Source organism: Aurantiacibacter sp. D1-12 (genome assembly GCF_028858515.1).
Classification (GTDB): domain Bacteria; phylum Pseudomonadota; class Alphaproteobacteria; order Sphingomonadales; family Sphingomonadaceae; genus Alteraurantiacibacter.
On the sequence record NZ_JAPJZJ010000002.1, the window covers coordinates 1 to 14,601 of the forward strand.

A 14,601-nucleotide genomic window follows, 5' to 3' on the forward strand; every position below is an offset into this window, starting at 1 on the left:
TCAGGCCGGTACGGCGGCCCGCCACATCATAGCCATAGCTGAGCGTGCGGCTGGCCCCGTCCATATTGTTGGTGGTGTCTTCGAGTTGCCCGAGCGCGTTCCACGTGTTGGTAATGCCTTCGCCCGTGTGGCTATCGAAGCGGGCATATTCGAGGTTCCCGAACAGGTCATAGCCGTAATAGGTGTTGCGCGAATGGGTTGAGTCGAGATCAGTGCGCCCCGGATCGGTGACGCTGGTGATCCGGCCAATCAGATCGCGCGCGAACGTCTGCACCACGCCTGCGCGATTGATGAAGGTCGCTATACGGCCTGCGCTGTCAAAGGTGACCTCGTCATAGTCATTGGGGTTTGCAGTGTTCGCGGTGGCGGTGTCCGGATAATTTGTGCGGTAATGCCGCCCAAAGTCATCGTAGAGATATTGTGTGCGGTTGCCCTCGGCATCCTCGACCCAGTCGAGCTGGCCGTTCTGCGCCGCGCCCGTGTGGTAGGCGAAGCGTTGCGTAACCTGCTCCAGCGTGGTGCCCACTGCCGCGCGGCGCTCGATCACGCGGCCATAATCGTCATAGACCGTGCGGCTGATGCGGTCCGATCCATCAAGGCCAGCAGCCGAGACCGTGCACGGCGATGGCAGGCTGGTCGTGGTCAGCGGGGCATTCATGCGCTGGGCAACGCATTCGACAAGGCCCATCGCATTGTAGCTCGTCTGCACGACGCTGTACTGCGTTGCCGTGCCCACCTGGCGATGCCGCTGCCGGATCGGACGGCCAAGATCGTCATATTGTATGTCCGCCCGCTGATCGGGTGTGAACGAACTCGTCAGCGCGGTGGCGCCGGTGGTCGTGGTGGTGCCGCTTTCCTGCCGGGTAACAAGGCCGTTGGCGATGGTGATACGCGAAGCGAGGCGCGGGAGCGGCCCGGTGCCGTCGGGATCGCCGCTGACCGTACCGATACGCCGGTTGTACTGGTCATAGATGATCGTCGAAGTATCGCCTGTGCCCGCAAGCGGCCCGTCCACGCTCTCGGGCTGGCCAAGATCGGTATAGGTGAAGGTACTGGTTGCGGCTTGAGACCCGTCGCCAAGGCTGGTGGTGACAGAGACCGGCTGCAGGTTGTTGGGCGTGCCGGACGAAGGGTAGGCGAGCGTAGTGCGCGCTTCGTTCACGCTGCCCGTACACGTGCCCCCCGTGCGGCATGAGCGCTGGCGCAAGGGGACCGTAATCGGTGCCGACGTAGTCCAGTTGCCCGGTCCTGTCAGGTAACGCGCCTGCGCGGTCGTATACTCGATATGCGTGGTCGCACGCTGCTCGTTCGCGTTGGCACGGGGCGCTCTGACACGGGTCACACCGCCATGGACAGGATCATAATCATAGTTCGTGTACTGCCCTGCGGCATCCTGCGTCCAGTTCGGCTTGTTGCAGGTAACAGGGTTTGCGCAATTCCCGACATAGTTGGCGCGCGTTGTGATCGGGTTGGCATCGTTCTTGTCGGTCGATGTTACCTGCTCGACATTACCGCGCAGATCGTATGCGTAGGTCGTCGTTTGCCCTTCGGGCGTTTCGACCGATTGCAGCAGCCCCTCGCGGCAGGTCGCAGTATCGCTCGCGCAATAGCCGAAGGTCGTTGTCTGCCCGGCTACCGTGCGGCTGGCCACCTGACCTTCAGCGTTGAAGCTGGTGACAGTCGTACCACCTTCGGGATTGGTCGTGGTGGTCGAGGTGCTGGTGTAGGTGTAAGTCCAGGTGCCGCCGCCCGTCAGCACGCTCGCCACACGGTTCGCGCTGTCATAGGTGATCTGTACGGTGTCATTTGCCCCGCCCGGGCGGGTAATTGCCGAGATCCGGCCACCGGGGCCGTTATACTCGTAATCGACCGTATCCCCGGCATCGTTGGTCACATCGCCATTGGCATAGGTCGCACTCGGCCAGTTGCCCGTCAGGCCGGAACAATCGCCCGTGGGGTTGCAATATTCGACCGCATTGTTGATTCCATCGATGCTGGTGATGGTATGCCAACCGGGCCCAAATTGACTGCTGATCGAGTCCGTCTGGTAATCGAGCTTGATCTGGAAACCGGTATTGCTGGTGATCGATTCAAGACGACGGAAGTGAAAGGTCACACCCCCGTCTCCCGGCAGGCACTCGGGGCCGCTGCAGGGTGGACTTGTCCAACTATCCGTCCTGAAGTGATAGTTCCACACAACGCCATCGGTGAAGGTCACCTGCGTGGGTGAGGCCAGCCCGGAGACACCTGGCAGATACAGCTCAGAGTTCGCTCCACCGGGTGCCTCGACAAAGGTGATCTGCGTACCGTCCGGCCCCGTGTAGCTATAGGTCCCGCTCCCGCTGGCATAGCTGAGCGTCGCGCCATTCTCGTAAGTGGGCGTATAGGAGCCCGACCCGGCATTTGCGAAGCTCGATGTCGTTCCCATGAACGAGATCACGACCGTCTGCGAGCTTCCGCTGATCGTCGGCAGCTCCGAATAACGCCACCCGTTCCCAACATAGTACTCCGACAGGCTCAAACCATGATGTCCCGCCGGCCCGATGGAAACGCCGGGTCGCTGCATAATAACATCGCCCGTTGGAAGATTGACCTGATGGCCATCGATCGTGGGATTTTCAGGCGGTGCTGCAACCTGCGCTATGGCCGGAGTGGCAATGAGGGCTGCAAGCATCATTGCCGCCGCAACAGCGACTTGGCGGTACAAATGCGTCATCGGGAACTGGATGGAGCGCGTGCGACTAATCATTGCCCGCCCTCTCTGTCTTCGCCGCGCCCCTGCGCTACGCCGAGCCTACCTTCAAGCGTAATGTCCGCAGCACGCGCTGGCCTTGCCCCCTCACGTCCGGATGGCACCGCGCTGACCACCCCGGTCGCCCGGAAGCGTGCGAGGTTTATCCGCACATCAACAAGTCCAGAGGTCGGAGCTCGCCCGGCGGCGCGCGCCAGTTCGTAGCTGAGCTCTTCGAGAACAATGCTTCCATCATCGCTGCGCGAAAACAGCCAGACGCGGCTTTCACTTTCCCTATCGACCACTGCGATAACAGCCCCGGTAGCGCGGTGCGGCATCGTGACAAAGCCGTCAGCCTCACCCAGAACAAAGCCCTGACCCTGGCAATTCGCGGTCACGATCCCGCCACCGGGAAGTGTTTCCTCAGAAGAAACCGAACGACCATCCAGATCGCGCATCACCAAGCTACAAACCGGTTCGACCACGTTGCCGCCGGTGTGCCCCGCGCTCTCCTGCGCCATCAGGCTTGCCTGCGGGACAAGTGTCGCAATCGCTACGGTAGCAGCGCCAACTATCATACGCTTGATGAAGGCAGTGCCCCTGTTCTTCTTTAAATGCACTTTATCCAGTCCCTTCAATTCGTCTCTTCCAATCATGCGCGCGCAGATCGCTTCGTCTTGGCGCCCCATTTAGCAGCGAACGCCTAAAAACCGCCGCTATCGCAAGAGCTTGTAGAAACGGTAAGTTGCCCCGTTGAGCTGTTGCCCAAAGAATCCTGCACCGTGTAAGTGAAGTATGAAACGTCCCATGCTGGCCCGAACTCAACCAACACCTGGGTTGAAGAATGTACCGATGCGGTCGCATTGCCGCTATTCTGACTGACGGCAGTTAGCGTGATCGGCGTGTTGCCTTCGGGATCACTGTCGTTCGCCACCACATTTTTGAATGCCAGCCCTAAGCACTCGCCCGAAACGGCATCATTGGTCGTGGTGGGGCCGCTGTTGGAAGGAGTAGGCGTTGGCGTAGGAGTGGGCGTAGGCGTCCCGCTCGGCACCCCTGTATCGCAATGGTTCGATGTTCCCGCCGAGTTTGTGACGAAATCTGTGCGATTGCCTGCTGCATCGTAGCAAAGCGAGATCACCTCACCATTGTTCGTGCCAGCCGTTGTCTCTCGCTCGACCATGCGTCCAAGCGCATCATAGGTGTAGGTCTTGGGGTCCTGCGCCAGCGCGCTCGCTGCAACGCCACAAAGCAATGTTGCCGATAGTGCTGAAAAGCGAAACAGCTGCTTCTTCATCCAGTGCCCCCAACTAATTTGAGCGGCAATGTCTTTCCTATCAATATCTTGGAGTCAATAGGAAGGGAAGAAAAACTTGGAGTACTTATGCCGTAGCGCGATATAGGAGCCGTAGGTCAGGCCTGCGGCAATCGCGATCATCGACAGGATTGTTTTGACCCATGCGAGCGTGTCCATCTGTCCTGAAGGCGCGACCAGTTCGGAAATCCATACTCCGGCGAACACGCCTGAGATCGCATGGAGCACCATATTCATCGTGAGAAGGCCGCGAACGCTTGTGGGGAGTTTTGTGGGCTGAGCCATAATTGCCCTCCTTTCACGCGCAACATTGGCAGCGGGGAGGACATCGATTGGGGGAAAGAGCGTTCTGGTGCCGGTGGTCTAAGATGGAACAAGGAGGGAAGTGTTGGGGTTGGATGACTGACCTGAGCGATACGTTACGTTTCGTTGTAAAGGGCTGGGGTTGGTTTGAGCACTTACCAAGGCAGCTCTTGAGCTATTTTCGGCGTTAGCACTGACCGCAAGATGTGCGTTTGTATTACAAAATCGTGCCTATGGCCGCTTTCGCCAAACGCCTATCTTGGCAAGGGGAACCCGCTCGCGCGTTCCCCGTTGCATCCCCTCCGGCAGTCCGGTGCTTGTCCTTAGCCCATGCTGCTCTTTCACGAGGAATACGAAGGCGTATTCGGATCGTGAGCTGAGCATCAGGGCCAGTCAGGCACCGGAGGCAACGTGTGGCCGTTGCATCGCCAGCCAGGAGAGCCTCCGTGCTCCCCCAAGCGCTCCCAAGGCCAAGAGGCGCAATCGCCGCCCCTCTGGACACCCTCGACCAACCGTCCGCCGTTTGGATGCCGCCACGCTTTCGCGCATGGAGACGAACAGAGGGTTTTTTGTCCCCTCATGGACTCCCTGCCGATGTTTATTTTCCGAATTGATCGTAAGACATATCTTTCATTATATGCTCATAAAAGTAAGGTATATCTTACCAATAATATTGACAAAGTAAGATATTTCTGTCAATCTTAACCATGAGGATGGGAAAATGAACACCGATCAAACACGTTTGGCCCGCAAGAATCTCGACCGTCGATTGAGTAAACTTGATCGCGAAGCAGTCGCTTGGCCGCCTTTCGGATGGATACGCGCGATACGCGAGGCATTGGGAATGACTCCAACGCAGCTTGCGAAACGCATGGGCGTTGCTCGGCCACGCATCCATGAACTCGAAAGAGCGGAGAAGACAGGCGCGACCACACTCAAGTCATTGCGGCAGGCGGCAGAGGCGATGGACTGCACATTGGTCTATGCCTTTGTGCCCAATGGGTCGCTCGATAATATCGTGCAGAAGCGCGCCCAGCGTAAGGCAGACGAGCGGCTGACGCGCCTTGAGCATACCATGCGCCTTGAGAACCAGACGCCCGACCAGTCCGACCTCGCCGACGAGCGCGAGCGCTTGCGGCAGGACATCCTCAACGGAAGCCCGCGCAAGCTGTGGGACGACGCATGAGCGATGACCTGTTCGCCGAAGACGATGATGCCAACACTCCGCTTGAGGCGGAGGAACGCGAGGCTCTCATTCCGTCCTACATCACCTTGCGGCGCGAGCTGAACGAGGCGGAACAGGTCAACATCGCCAGCGCCATGAAATGGCTGTCATCGCAGCGCGGGGATATTCTCGACGAGAAATTCTTGCGGCGGTTGCACAAGGAGATGTTCGGCCAGGTCTGGAAATGGGCGGGCGACTATCGCACCACTGCGCGCAATATCGGCGTAGAGGCCTATCGCATCGGCACGGAGGTCGTGCAGGCGATTGATGATGCGCGCTATTGGGTGGAGAACGAAACCTACTCGCCAGACGAGATCGCGATACGCTTCTCGCACCGATTGGTGGCGATCCATCCGTTCCCCAATGGGAATGGCCGTTTCTCGCGCCTTGTCGGAGATCTGCTTGCGCAGAAACTAGGCGAAGCGCCGTTCACATGGGGACGCGCGAATCTGGTTGACCCGAACGAGACGCGGAAAGCCTATGTCGCGGCGCTCAAAGCGGCCGACAATCATGACTTCGACGCGCTGATTGCGTTTGCGCGATCATGACGGAGAAAATGCCTCTCGAATCCTGGCAGCGCACGATGGTTCGGTGTCTGTTTCCTTACTCGGCGAAGCGCTTGCGCATTGAACAGGCATTTATGGTGAAGCATCCGCACGTGCCTGCGAAACTCTATAAGTATCGTGACTTTTCCAATCCGTATCACCGCGATGGATTGGAAGCGGATCAGCAATGGTTTTCAAGCCCAAACAACTTCAATGATCCATTCGACACCGTGACAAAATTCCAAACGGACCGATTGCCTCAGCAACGACAAACCTTGGAAGAGTGCCTCGCAGAAATTGAAAAGATCAAGAACGCCGAGGCCTCAGGTGAGAAGTGGGTTCCGCCGAAGATTACCGACCCAGTCTGTGCGCAGAAATGGCACGCCATGATTGCCGAGCCGCTTATTGAGAAATTGCCTGCGGAGCAGCGCCAACCCATGCGGGAGTTCATTCAATCTTGGAAACGAAAAATGAACGCTGAGATGATCGACTCCATATCGACGTTCCTACGCTCGGGTTTCAGCGTTCTTTCGCTTTCGGCAAACCCAACCTCCAATCTGATGTGGTCGCATTATGGCGCGTCGCACACCGGATTTTGTATCGAATATGATTTCGGCTCTCTTCCCTACAGCGACCTTCGTAAGCGTCTGTGCTTCCCTGTATTCTACCGGAACAAGAGGGCTGACATCAGCCGCTACCTTGCTCAACCTCGGGATGACTACAACAATCTTGTCGGCAATTATCTTAGCCTCATCAAAAGCAGTGATTGGCAGTATGAGAAAGAATGGCGGATCGTTCACGCTATCGGTCCTGATCATGCCAACCGTTCATACGATATGCCGAAGCCAAGTGCTCTAATTGCAGGAGCCTCCGTTAGCGATGATGATCTGAAATATGCGAGAGCCTTTTGTGAGGAACGTAAAATCCCGCTGCAACAGGCGCTTCTATCGACCGAGGATATGACCGTTTCGCTCGCGGACCACTCAAAATAGTAGCGTCATTTTCCCGAACGGCCTTGGCGGCTCGCCTAGCGGTTGCGATCACCTTAGCAATCATAGGAGCGAAACATGAAACGCGACCCGCAAGGCAATTGGCGCAGCATCAAGATCATTCGTAGAAGGGGACTATATAAGGGGCGTGTCGCGGTTCAGATCGAAATGCCTGCCAAAGATTGGGCGTGGATCGAGGAACTGGAAGATCGTTTGATGATCCCCGATTTTGACTTGCTCTATATGGGATTCTTTCAAGGGATGGAGGGTTTGGGTTGGAAGAACCCCGACCATGTGACGACGCCCAAGGAGCCGCCGCCGCGAACCTACGCGCTGCGAAACAACGCACTAACCGACAAAGAGCGCGAGGCCACGGCTAATGTCATTCCGTTTCCGCAGGGGGGCGATCCCAGCGAGTTTGATGACGACATTCCATTCTAGGCGCTCATAGAACCAACGCACGTTTCACGGCTTCCATTCTGGCATGAGCGACGCCTCGCTCGGCTTCTCCGGACGCAGCGTTGAACTGCGCTTGAAGGTTGGCGAGCAGCGATAGCAGCTCTTGGCGTGATAGCTTTGCCAGCGATGCGGTGTTGAATATATCGATCATGACTTTCTCCTCCCTTTGCCCCGCATTGGCGGGGGTGATTGTTGGTGAGAGGAACAGCCCCGAACCTCACGCCGCCGTCATTCGGAGACAGCGCAACGTCAGTGGAGCAATCCGCCTTGAGGTGGATTTGATGGCCAGTGCAGGAGATCGGGTAGCCGACTTGAACCTATCGACAAGCGATACCGCTAAGACGGAAAATGGGTGGAGCCAAATTTGATTCGATGTTCAACCGCCATTCGGTGATTCCGGAAAACGGCGCTTTCAGGAGCCTCGCTATGCGCAGACCTGTAGTAAGTCAGGGACGAGACTGACCGCTTGGTCGTGACGGTCAACGGCCTGTCCGCACCACTTCGCCTTTAGACGAACCGTGTTGTCCGTTTCCCCGCCCTTACTGCGCGGGTGACGTTCCCTTTTTGGGAAGCCGCCTTTCATCTTCGCGTCCTCAACGAGAAAGAAAGGAGGCAGGACATGACCAGATTTTTTGCACAACCCCACGATCCCGATGAAACCGGATTCCATTTTGAAGCGGCTGATGAATTTCAACTGCGAGCTGAAAAGCTCATGGATCAATCGGGCCAGCCAGTCGACAGCTATGCAATCCAGCTTATCGAGGGTGAATCCATCGATTGCGAGATTGCCATTCTCTTCGGCATCAGACCGGAAAACATATCCGAGTTTATCAACTTTACCCGAAATGCATCCGACCACGACAAAGCCGAGTATATTATCGGCGTTCGGGAATGCGGTTGCGATCCTACTGCTAACCCTGACAACTTCGGCGTTACCGCCTTCGAGACCGACAGTTATCGTGATTTGGCCAGAAACTTTGTCGAAGAAGCACTGATCAGCGAGGTCGGCAGGTATCTCCATGCGCAAATCGATCATGATGCAATCGAGCGCGATATAAGAGAAGAGTATACCGAGACCGAAATTGCCGGACGCACCTTCCTCTATCGTTACGAAGAGTGATTTAGGTCTCGATCATCGCATAAAGGCGTATGACCAGATCCCAATGCGCCTTTTTAGCGCTCTTTGTTTGTCCTGAAATCCAGCGCTGCACCTTCTGGTGGTTGAGCCCCTCGGGAAGGTTGGTTGTCGCATGGCGTAGGATCGCCACCGCGCCAAGGCCCGTGCGCTCGGCTTCGCTTTGAATGAAAGCACGGTGCTCGTCGGTGAGCATGATCTTCTTAGGAATGTCGGGCTTCGCCGGCTGCGTCCATTCCGCATAGGCTTTGAGCACCCAATCGAGATGCGCCTTCTTTGCTGATCCGATTGCACCGTTCTTCCACCCATTCATCATCGAACTGGTCAGCCCTTGCGGCATGTCCGTGCGTCTGCCGCGCATCAGTTTCGAGGCTCCGACACCCGTTCGCTCTGCCTCGCTTTCAAGTTGCTTCCTGATCTCCTCGGTGATCTCCACGCGCATAGAATCAGGATATCACGGGTCGGCATTGGTCAGCGGGATCAATGTCCTTTCACTCACAAGTTTTCGGGCAGTAAGTTGATTGCCATTTCCACCTTGCTTGAACCTTGCAGGTGCGTGTCGCCGGTCAACACGGGACGTGGTTGCGTGATTTGACCTTAGCGCCCCTCATTCACCAGCGTTCTCGGTTGCAAGGCACGGCAATTCCGCTCGCGCCGAAAACTTGAGAAAGGAAATCCCCATGTCCAACAAACCAACCCATCGCATCTCATTTGCGCGTATCATCGGCACAGACGAGGACGGAGCAAACAAGCTCGGTTCGGCTCGCGAGATCGGAGCAATATGGCCGCGCGAGAACGGCAAGGGCGGCATTCTTCGCCTCGATCACATTCCTGTCGAGCTGACCCGCCATCAGGGTGTGCTCTTTGTGAATGAGACTGCCTCGAAGAACTGATCGCCGCAAGGCCGTCGTCGAGGTTTTTACGCCCGTCGGCGGCCCTTTCATCAGAGCCGAAACAATGTGGCAGTGATAGGCGCTATTGTTACTCGGGAAAAACTGGCTGGTATTCGAAGTCAGAAGGGTAAGGTGCTAGTCGCCGTGTCGTTCCATCGGCTTGGACAAAATCGCCACAACGCACGCGAGCGCCATCCTCTACGGTCGCACCTGCCGTCACTATGCCAGAGTATTCAACATACACATTTTTTCCCAACTGCGCTTGGTCGGAAACGAAGCCTCCGATGGAGCCGTCCGGATTCATATGCCGGTGCCAACCTTCATTCGCTGGCTCAGTGCGGCGAAATATGGTTGCTAATAAACTCATGACCCCCCGATCATTGAAGCAATTAGACTAAAAATATCGCCTAAGTTCAAGAAAAATATCGTAAATCCTAGCATTATAGGCACCACGACCTCGAAGAAGGTTGCCGTGTTGTCCACGAAGCCGTAGCGCGAAATGAGCCCGAGCAGCTTCTTTTCTTCCGGGAGAGGAGCGTTGCGTGCGAGATCAACTTCATGTTCGCTCGACCTTGCCTTCGTAATGACTTCGAGGAGGACCGATTGCCTGTGCTTCATAAAGTCACGCAATGCACTCGGCAAGCAAGCGAATGCGAGTATCCCCGAAAGGAATGCCATTGCGGCGAGGATAGCGGGTATGTCGTCGGTCCCAGGCCCACCTCTCGGATAAAGCACACTTGGTGGAAGATACCTAAGCGCAATCGAGACCAAAGAGAACGTGTAGGTCTGCTTGATGAAAAACCGTGTCTGTTCGCTCAGGTCGACCATACCACGCTCCTATCGGTAATCGTGTATGGTATGGCCGTTTACGATCAAAACGTGGGGGAATGTGGAGGTCGCGTGACCGTCCTTTCGAATATAGCCTTGCCGCAGTCGGATTTTCCTTGCTCCAAGCGCATACCAAGCTTTGATGTGGTAGACGAAATTCCCTTGCGTCCAGCTCTTCTTGTAGGTGAGCCTGAACACGTCGGTTTTTGGATCTTTCAGGCTTTCGAGAGCAATGGTGATTTGCGTGTCAGGACAATCAAAATCAATGGTGCAGTTGCCCTCTTTCTCTGCATTTATTCTTCCCGTTTGGTTGAGGCCTGTATGATACACGCCTTGACGGTCAAAGAAAAAGAGCCATCCCTTTGTGACTTTTTTCTTCAAATCAGCTCGCTTTTTCGCTTTCTTGGTGAGCTGTTCAGAACGTTTGCCTTTTCGGCTTCGAGCCATTGATCCCTCCGTTGCCAAAGAACCCATTGCTCGAATTAATTGGAAGAGCAAGTGTTTGTGAATTGGCGATCTTAGAGAGACGCGGTTTTTGAAGGATCACTTGGTTTTATTTAGGCGTTTCGGCCTTGGGCCGACCGCGCTCTAAGGCTTTGGGCCTCCGAGCCCGTAGTCTCGGCCCGTTCGGGTGACGATCGCTAACGCGCGTTTGGACTTGTCGGCCAAGCCTTCAGGCATTTTCCAGATAGAGCTGCTTCGAGACCTCTTGCAGCTTGGTCTTGAAGAAGGATAGCTGTTTTGCGGTCATAGTCTCGGCATCGATCCGCGACCAGACCACATGCGCATGGCGGCGGCTTTCCTTTTCGTGAAAGATCACCATGCGCGGCTGATCGGTCAGGCCGACTTTCTCTTCGATGGTTGCAATCGCACCCTCGAACACCTCGGCAGGCACATCTTCATTTTCGGGCGGGTTAAGCGACACTGAAAACAGATGCTGTTTGCAGCGTGTTCCCTTCGCCAAGGCTTCGGCCTCTTTCATCGCACCCATAACATCCTCGGCCATGAACCCACGCACTTCATGCACCTCGACATGCTCATTGTCTTGAGCGTTCAGCAGGTGACGACCCAACTGCGCAGAGCCGCTGCGCTGTGAGGCTTTGAAGATCATGGGTTAGGCTCCATGCCCAGAGCCGTGATGAGGGCTTTGCGGATTTCTGCGATGTCTTCGGAGGCCGACAGCAGGGCATCTTCGGTTTCAGGCGTGACCGGCAGCGTTCCCTGATTGGCCTGTTTGGCAATCTGGTTCATGTTGTTGGCAAGGCGCGATTGGCCGAGCTTGCCGAGGACGCGCAGCAGCGCATCCCGATCAATCTGGCTTACACGTTTCCTGCGAGGTGGATCATTGAGCAATCGTTCGCGAATGTATGCACCGAGCGGCATGCCCTCGGCTTGCTCTTCAAGCCGAGCGCGCTCTTCAAATGAGAGCCGAAGCGAAAAGGGCGGGTCATAGGGCTTTCGCGCCATACCGACCCCGCTCTCACGCTCTGCGCCGTCTCCGTGCAGTCACAGGAGCGCGACGGCGCGAAGAGCGGCCATCCTCGCTATTCTTAGGCTTACGGCTGTTTCCCTGACCGAGAGAGGTATGCTGGAGCTGGACATTCCAGTCTTTCAGCATCTCCAGAAGGTTCGCGGATGCACCTATAGCGTGCACCATTTTTCACCGACCCACAGCCACATATTTGAACCCGTGACCCTCAACATCCGTACGGCTGTAGAGGTTGCGCAGGTCCACCATTGTGGGCGTTGCGAGATGCTGCTTGACCTGATCTAGATCGAGCGCGCGGAATGGCTTCCATTCGGTAACAATGACCATCGCGTCGGCACCATCCATCGCTGAATATGCATCTTCGCAATAAGTGATGTCGTTCGCGCCGAGACCATCGATCTTCTTGGCCTGCTCCATCCCTTCCGGATCGTAGGCACGCACGGTTACACCGGCGGAGGTCAGCTTGCGGACGATATCAATTGCGGGCGAATCGCGCATATCATCGGTATCGGCCTTGAAGGTGAGGCCGAGCACGGCAACGGTCTTGCCGGTCGCATCGCCTTCGAGAGCAGCGATCACCTTGTCACCCATGGCCGCCTTGCGCGCATCATTCGCCTTTACCACTGCATCGACGATGGAAACCTCGGTATCGAACTGTTCGGCAGTCTTGAGCAGCGCAACGGTATCCTTGGGGAAGCATGATCCGCCATAGCCGGGGCCCGGCATCAAGAATCGGCCGCCAATACGCGTGTCGGTGCCGATACCGTGCGCCACATCGCGCACATCGGCGCCCACCTTCTCGCACAGGTCGGCCATTTCATTGATAAAGCTGATCTTCGTAGCAAGGAATGCATTGGCCGCGTACTTCGTCAGTTCGGCTGCGCGGCGGTTCATAACGATCAGTGGCGCGCCATTGCTGGTGAGCGGACGATAGATCGCCTCCATAACGCTACGAGCATGATCATCATTCACACCAACCACAATCCGGTCCGGTTTGGCGAAGTCGTCAATCGCTGCACCCTCGCGCAGGAATTCCGGGTTGGAAGCGACCGAAAAGTGTAGGTCGGGTGCGGTTTCCGAGATGATGCGTTCAACCTCGTCACCCGTGCCCACCGGCACCGTCGACTTGTCGACAACAACCGCGCCATCACGCAGCAGCGGGGCCATTTCCCGGGCCGCGGCGTAGACATAGGTCAGATCGGCATGGCCATCGCCGCGACGGGTCGGGGTGCCCACAGCGATAAACACGGCGTCTGCTTCGGGCACGACCTCCTCAACGTTGAGTGTGAACGACAACCGCCCGGCGGCTACGTTGTTGGCGACGAGCTCATCCAGCCCGGGCTCGAAGATAGGGATTTCACCATTCAGCAGCGCATCAATTTTTGACTGGTCCTTATCGACACAGGTCACCGTGTGGCCAAAGTCGGCAAAGCACGCACCGGACACGAGTCCGACATATCCGGTGCCAATCATCACGATACGCATGGGTTATTGTCCTTATAATTGTTCCAGCGAGCGCCGCCGGGCAGAGCCGCCCGCAATGTGGTCGCGCTCCTAATCCAAGGGGGGTTAACAAGGCAAGTCGGACCAGAAAGCTCAACCCCGCCCGCGGTAGGAGGCAACGCCCTGATCGGGCAGCCAAAGATCAGCCGGTGGAGCTCCGCTTTGCCAGAACACGTCGATCGGAATACCGCCGCGCGGATACCAGTATCCGCCGATGCGCAACCATTTGGGCTGCATCTCGGCGAACAGACGCTCTCCGATCCCGACCGTCACATCTTCGTGAAAGCCGTTGTGATTGCGGAAAGAACCGAGGAAGAGTTTCAGGCTTTTGGATTCAACGATGGTTTCCCCCGGCGCATAGTCGATCACCAGATGCGCGAAATCGGGCGCACCGGTTACGGGGCAAAGCGAAGTGAATTCGGGTGCCGCAAACCTTACCAGATATGTCGATCCGGGCCGCGGATTGGGCACGTAATCAAGCTGCGCTTCTTCCGGGCTGGCGGGAAGCGGGCTTTGCTGGCCCAGGAATTTGGGTGGCGAGGTATCGTTGCTGTCACTCATACCCAGTCACATGGCGTGTCCCCGCCTTATGCACAAGCGCACTTTGCATCGCACCGGAGCGTGATTAGGGATCGCACGATGGATGAGGCAGATGTTCCTGAGGCTCTGGAAGAAGACGCGGAAACCGCGCCTGCCTCGCCGCTTGAGTTAAAACTCACCCCAACCCGCCTGACACTCAGCGCAAAGACGGTGATCATAAACTGGCGGCTGGAACTACGGAATGCGAGCGAGACGCACATCGTTGCCTTGCGCATCTGGAGCGACATGACATCTGCAGCATGTGCAGCAATCCATCACGATGAAGCCGGCAAGCCGGACATGGACCGTGCCAAGCTGCACAGGGAAGACTTTCTTGCACCGGGTGTACACGCAGAATACTCGGGCGAATGGCAAATGCCGCGGGAGGAAGCGATCCCCGTCAAACAAGGCCCAGTGCGAAATTTCAGCGAACCGCGCGTTTTGCCAGTCGCCCGCATTCGGCTGATAGGCGCCGGGATCGAACCTACCTTCGTCAATTTCGCGGTGGGATCACCTGGCGAAGAGGAAGGTGCCCTGCCCCGACCACTGCTGTTCGACGACCAGATGCAAATCTTCAGCGAGCTCGCCGCAGTGCAACTCACCTGAC

19 protein-coding genes are annotated in these 14,601 nt (G+C 56.8%); 7 read left to right on the plus strand and 12 right to left on the minus strand.

The window, feature by feature from the left end; genetic code table 11:
- The 4 genes from OOZ52_RS04095 to OOZ52_RS04110 form a co-directional block, all read right to left on the minus strand.
- The coding region (locus OOZ52_RS04095; protein ID WP_446698108.1) for an RHS repeat domain-containing protein at positions 1–2,749 on the minus strand (2,749 nt) is incomplete at its 3' end.
- Positions 2,746–3,387: a hypothetical protein gene (locus OOZ52_RS04100; RefSeq protein ID WP_274697232.1), complete on the minus strand. Its 642-nt coding sequence runs from the start codon at positions 3,385–3,387 to the stop codon at positions 2,746–2,748. The genes OOZ52_RS04100 and OOZ52_RS04095, both read right to left, overlap by 4 nt.
- Positions 3,388–3,434: 47 nt before the next feature.
- Complete coding sequence (locus OOZ52_RS04105) at positions 3,435–4,028, minus strand: Ig-like domain-containing protein (protein WP_274697233.1); 594 nt, start codon at positions 4,026–4,028, stop codon at positions 3,435–3,437.
- Positions 4,029–4,082: 54 nt separating this feature from the next.
- Entirely contained in the window at positions 4,083–4,331 is a 249-nt protein-coding gene (locus tag OOZ52_RS04110; RefSeq protein ID WP_274697234.1) for a hypothetical protein, read from the minus strand.
- Positions 4,332–5,070: 739 nt separating this feature from the next.
- Between OOZ52_RS04110 and OOZ52_RS04115 the strand changes: the two genes are divergently transcribed.
- The 4 genes from OOZ52_RS04115 (at position 5,071) to OOZ52_RS04130 (ending at position 7,549) form a co-directional block, all read left to right on the plus strand.
- The gene (locus tag OOZ52_RS04115) at positions 5,071–5,535 is read left to right on the plus strand and encodes a mobile mystery protein A (protein WP_274697235.1); all 465 of its coding nucleotides are present in this window, start codon (positions 5,071–5,073) and stop codon (positions 5,533–5,535) included.
- Positions 5,532–6,122 carry a mobile mystery protein B gene (locus OOZ52_RS04120; RefSeq protein ID WP_274697236.1) on the plus strand — a complete coding sequence of 197 codons (591 nt, stop codon included), beginning with the start codon at positions 5,532–5,534 and terminating at the stop codon, positions 6,120–6,122. Before OOZ52_RS04115 ends, OOZ52_RS04120 begins: the two co-directional genes overlap by 4 nt.
- Positions 6,119–7,111, plus strand: a complete 993-nt coding sequence (locus OOZ52_RS04125; RefSeq protein WP_274697237.1) for a DUF2971 domain-containing protein — start codon at positions 6,119–6,121, stop codon at positions 7,109–7,111. Before OOZ52_RS04120 ends, OOZ52_RS04125 begins: the two co-directional genes overlap by 4 nt.
- Before the next feature lie 75 nt (positions 7,112–7,186).
- A complete protein-coding gene (locus tag OOZ52_RS04130; protein WP_274697238.1) occupies positions 7,187–7,549 on the plus strand; it encodes a hypothetical protein in 363 nt (120 codons plus the stop codon).
- A 4-nt stretch (positions 7,550–7,553) separates the two neighbouring features.
- Here the strand turns inward: OOZ52_RS04130 and OOZ52_RS04135 are convergent, their stop codons facing one another.
- Positions 7,554–7,718, minus strand: coding sequence for a hypothetical protein (locus OOZ52_RS04135; RefSeq protein ID WP_274697239.1), 165 nt, complete (start codon positions 7,716–7,718; stop codon positions 7,554–7,556).
- Between the two features lie 468 nt (positions 7,719–8,186).
- On the opposite strand from OOZ52_RS04135, the gene OOZ52_RS04140 reads away from it, so the two are divergent.
- Entirely contained in the window at positions 8,187–8,687 is a 501-nt protein-coding gene (locus tag OOZ52_RS04140) for a hypothetical protein (RefSeq protein WP_274697240.1), read from the plus strand.
- 1 nt (position 8,688) lies between these two features.
- Here the strand turns inward: OOZ52_RS04140 and OOZ52_RS04145 are convergent, their stop codons facing one another.
- Positions 8,689–9,144 carry a hypothetical protein gene (locus OOZ52_RS04145; protein WP_274697241.1) on the minus strand — a complete coding sequence of 152 codons (456 nt, stop codon included), beginning with the start codon at positions 9,142–9,144 and terminating at the stop codon, positions 8,689–8,691.
- A gap of 238 nt (positions 9,145–9,382) precedes the next feature.
- Between OOZ52_RS04145 and OOZ52_RS04150 the strand changes: the two genes are divergently transcribed.
- Positions 9,383–9,595, plus strand: coding sequence for a hypothetical protein (locus tag OOZ52_RS04150; RefSeq protein ID WP_274697242.1), 213 nt, complete (start codon positions 9,383–9,385; stop codon positions 9,593–9,595).
- A gap of 363 nt (positions 9,596–9,958) precedes the next feature.
- On the opposite strand, the gene OOZ52_RS04155 is transcribed toward OOZ52_RS04150, so the two are convergent.
- The 6 genes from OOZ52_RS04155 to queF all read right to left on the minus strand — a co-directional run bounded on the left by OOZ52_RS04155 (position 9,959) and on the right by queF (position 13,976).
- Entirely contained in the window at positions 9,959–10,423 is a 465-nt protein-coding gene (locus tag OOZ52_RS04155) for a hypothetical protein (RefSeq protein WP_274697243.1), read from the minus strand.
- A gap of 9 nt (positions 10,424–10,432) precedes the next feature.
- The gene (locus OOZ52_RS04160) at positions 10,433–10,897 is read right to left on the minus strand and encodes a hypothetical protein (RefSeq protein WP_274697244.1); all 465 of its coding nucleotides are present in this window, start codon (positions 10,895–10,897) and stop codon (positions 10,433–10,435) included.
- Between the two features lie 199 nt (positions 10,898–11,096).
- Complete coding sequence (locus OOZ52_RS04165; protein ID WP_274697245.1) at positions 11,097–11,534, minus strand: relaxase/mobilization nuclease domain-containing protein; 438 nt, start codon at positions 11,532–11,534, stop codon at positions 11,097–11,099.
- Positions 11,531–11,890, minus strand: coding sequence for a plasmid mobilization protein (locus OOZ52_RS04170; RefSeq protein ID WP_274697246.1), 360 nt, complete (start codon positions 11,888–11,890; stop codon positions 11,531–11,533). The genes OOZ52_RS04165 and OOZ52_RS04170 overlap by 4 nt, the downstream gene beginning before the upstream one ends.
- A 193-nt stretch (positions 11,891–12,083) precedes the next feature.
- Positions 12,084–13,397 (minus strand): UDP-glucose dehydrogenase family protein, encoded by a 1,314-nt coding sequence (locus OOZ52_RS04175; protein ID WP_274697247.1) that lies wholly within the window; start codon positions 13,395–13,397, stop codon positions 12,084–12,086.
- A 111-nt stretch (positions 13,398–13,508) separates the two neighbouring features.
- Positions 13,509–13,976 carry a preQ(1) synthase gene (gene queF / locus OOZ52_RS04180; protein WP_274697248.1) on the minus strand — a complete coding sequence of 156 codons (468 nt, stop codon included), beginning with the start codon at positions 13,974–13,976 and terminating at the stop codon, positions 13,509–13,511.
- A 78-nt stretch (positions 13,977–14,054) separates the two neighbouring features.
- On the opposite strand from queF, the gene OOZ52_RS04185 reads away from it, so the two are divergent.
- A complete protein-coding gene (locus tag OOZ52_RS04185; protein WP_274697249.1) occupies positions 14,055–14,600 on the plus strand; it encodes a hypothetical protein in 546 nt (181 codons plus the stop codon).
- The last annotated feature ends 1 nt before the right edge of the window (position 14,601 follow it).

What these genes read in the sequence shown, in the direction of transcription:
- OOZ52_RS04100 (WP_274697232.1), bottom strand. Translation starts at nt 3,387, where the DNA reads ATGATTGGAAGAGACGAATTGAAGGGACTGGATAAAGTGCATTTAAAG.
- OOZ52_RS04105 (WP_274697233.1), bottom strand. Translation starts at nt 4,028, where the DNA reads ATGAAGAAGCAGCTGTTTCGCTTTTCAGCACTATCGGCAACATTGCTT.
- OOZ52_RS04110 (WP_274697234.1), bottom strand. Translation starts at nt 4,331, where the DNA reads ATGGCTCAGCCCACAAAACTCCCCACAAGCGTTCGCGGCCTTCTCACG.
- OOZ52_RS04115 (WP_274697235.1), top strand. Translation starts at nt 5,071, where the DNA reads ATGAACACCGATCAAACACGTTTGGCCCGCAAGAATCTCGACCGTCGA.
- OOZ52_RS04120 (WP_274697236.1), top strand. Translation starts at nt 5,532, where the DNA reads ATGAGCGATGACCTGTTCGCCGAAGACGATGATGCCAACACTCCGCTT.
- OOZ52_RS04125 (WP_274697237.1), top strand. Translation starts at nt 6,119, where the DNA reads ATGACGGAGAAAATGCCTCTCGAATCCTGGCAGCGCACGATGGTTCGG.
- OOZ52_RS04130 (WP_274697238.1), top strand. Translation starts at nt 7,187, where the DNA reads ATGAAACGCGACCCGCAAGGCAATTGGCGCAGCATCAAGATCATTCGT.
- OOZ52_RS04135 (WP_274697239.1), bottom strand. Translation starts at nt 7,718, where the DNA reads ATGATCGATATATTCAACACCGCATCGCTGGCAAAGCTATCACGCCAA.
- OOZ52_RS04140 (WP_274697240.1), top strand. Translation starts at nt 8,187, where the DNA reads ATGACCAGATTTTTTGCACAACCCCACGATCCCGATGAAACCGGATTC.
- OOZ52_RS04145 (WP_274697241.1), bottom strand. Translation starts at nt 9,144, where the DNA reads ATGCGCGTGGAGATCACCGAGGAGATCAGGAAGCAACTTGAAAGCGAG.
- OOZ52_RS04150 (WP_274697242.1), top strand. Translation starts at nt 9,383, where the DNA reads ATGTCCAACAAACCAACCCATCGCATCTCATTTGCGCGTATCATCGGC.
- OOZ52_RS04155 (WP_274697243.1), bottom strand. Translation starts at nt 10,423, where the DNA reads ATGGTCGACCTGAGCGAACAGACACGGTTTTTCATCAAGCAGACCTAC.
- OOZ52_RS04160 (WP_274697244.1), bottom strand. Translation starts at nt 10,897, where the DNA reads ATGGGTTCTTTGGCAACGGAGGGATCAATGGCTCGAAGCCGAAAAGGC.
- OOZ52_RS04165 (WP_274697245.1), bottom strand. Translation starts at nt 11,534, where the DNA reads ATGATCTTCAAAGCCTCACAGCGCAGCGGCTCTGCGCAGTTGGGTCGT.
- OOZ52_RS04170 (WP_274697246.1), bottom strand. Translation starts at nt 11,890, where the DNA reads ATGGCGCGAAAGCCCTATGACCCGCCCTTTTCGCTTCGGCTCTCATTT.
- OOZ52_RS04175 (WP_274697247.1), bottom strand. Translation starts at nt 13,397, where the DNA reads ATGCGTATCGTGATGATTGGCACCGGATATGTCGGACTCGTGTCCGGT.
- queF (WP_274697248.1), bottom strand. Translation starts at nt 13,976, where the DNA reads ATGAGTGACAGCAACGATACCTCGCCACCCAAATTCCTGGGCCAGCAA.
- OOZ52_RS04185 (WP_274697249.1), top strand. Translation starts at nt 14,055, where the DNA reads ATGGATGAGGCAGATGTTCCTGAGGCTCTGGAAGAAGACGCGGAAACC.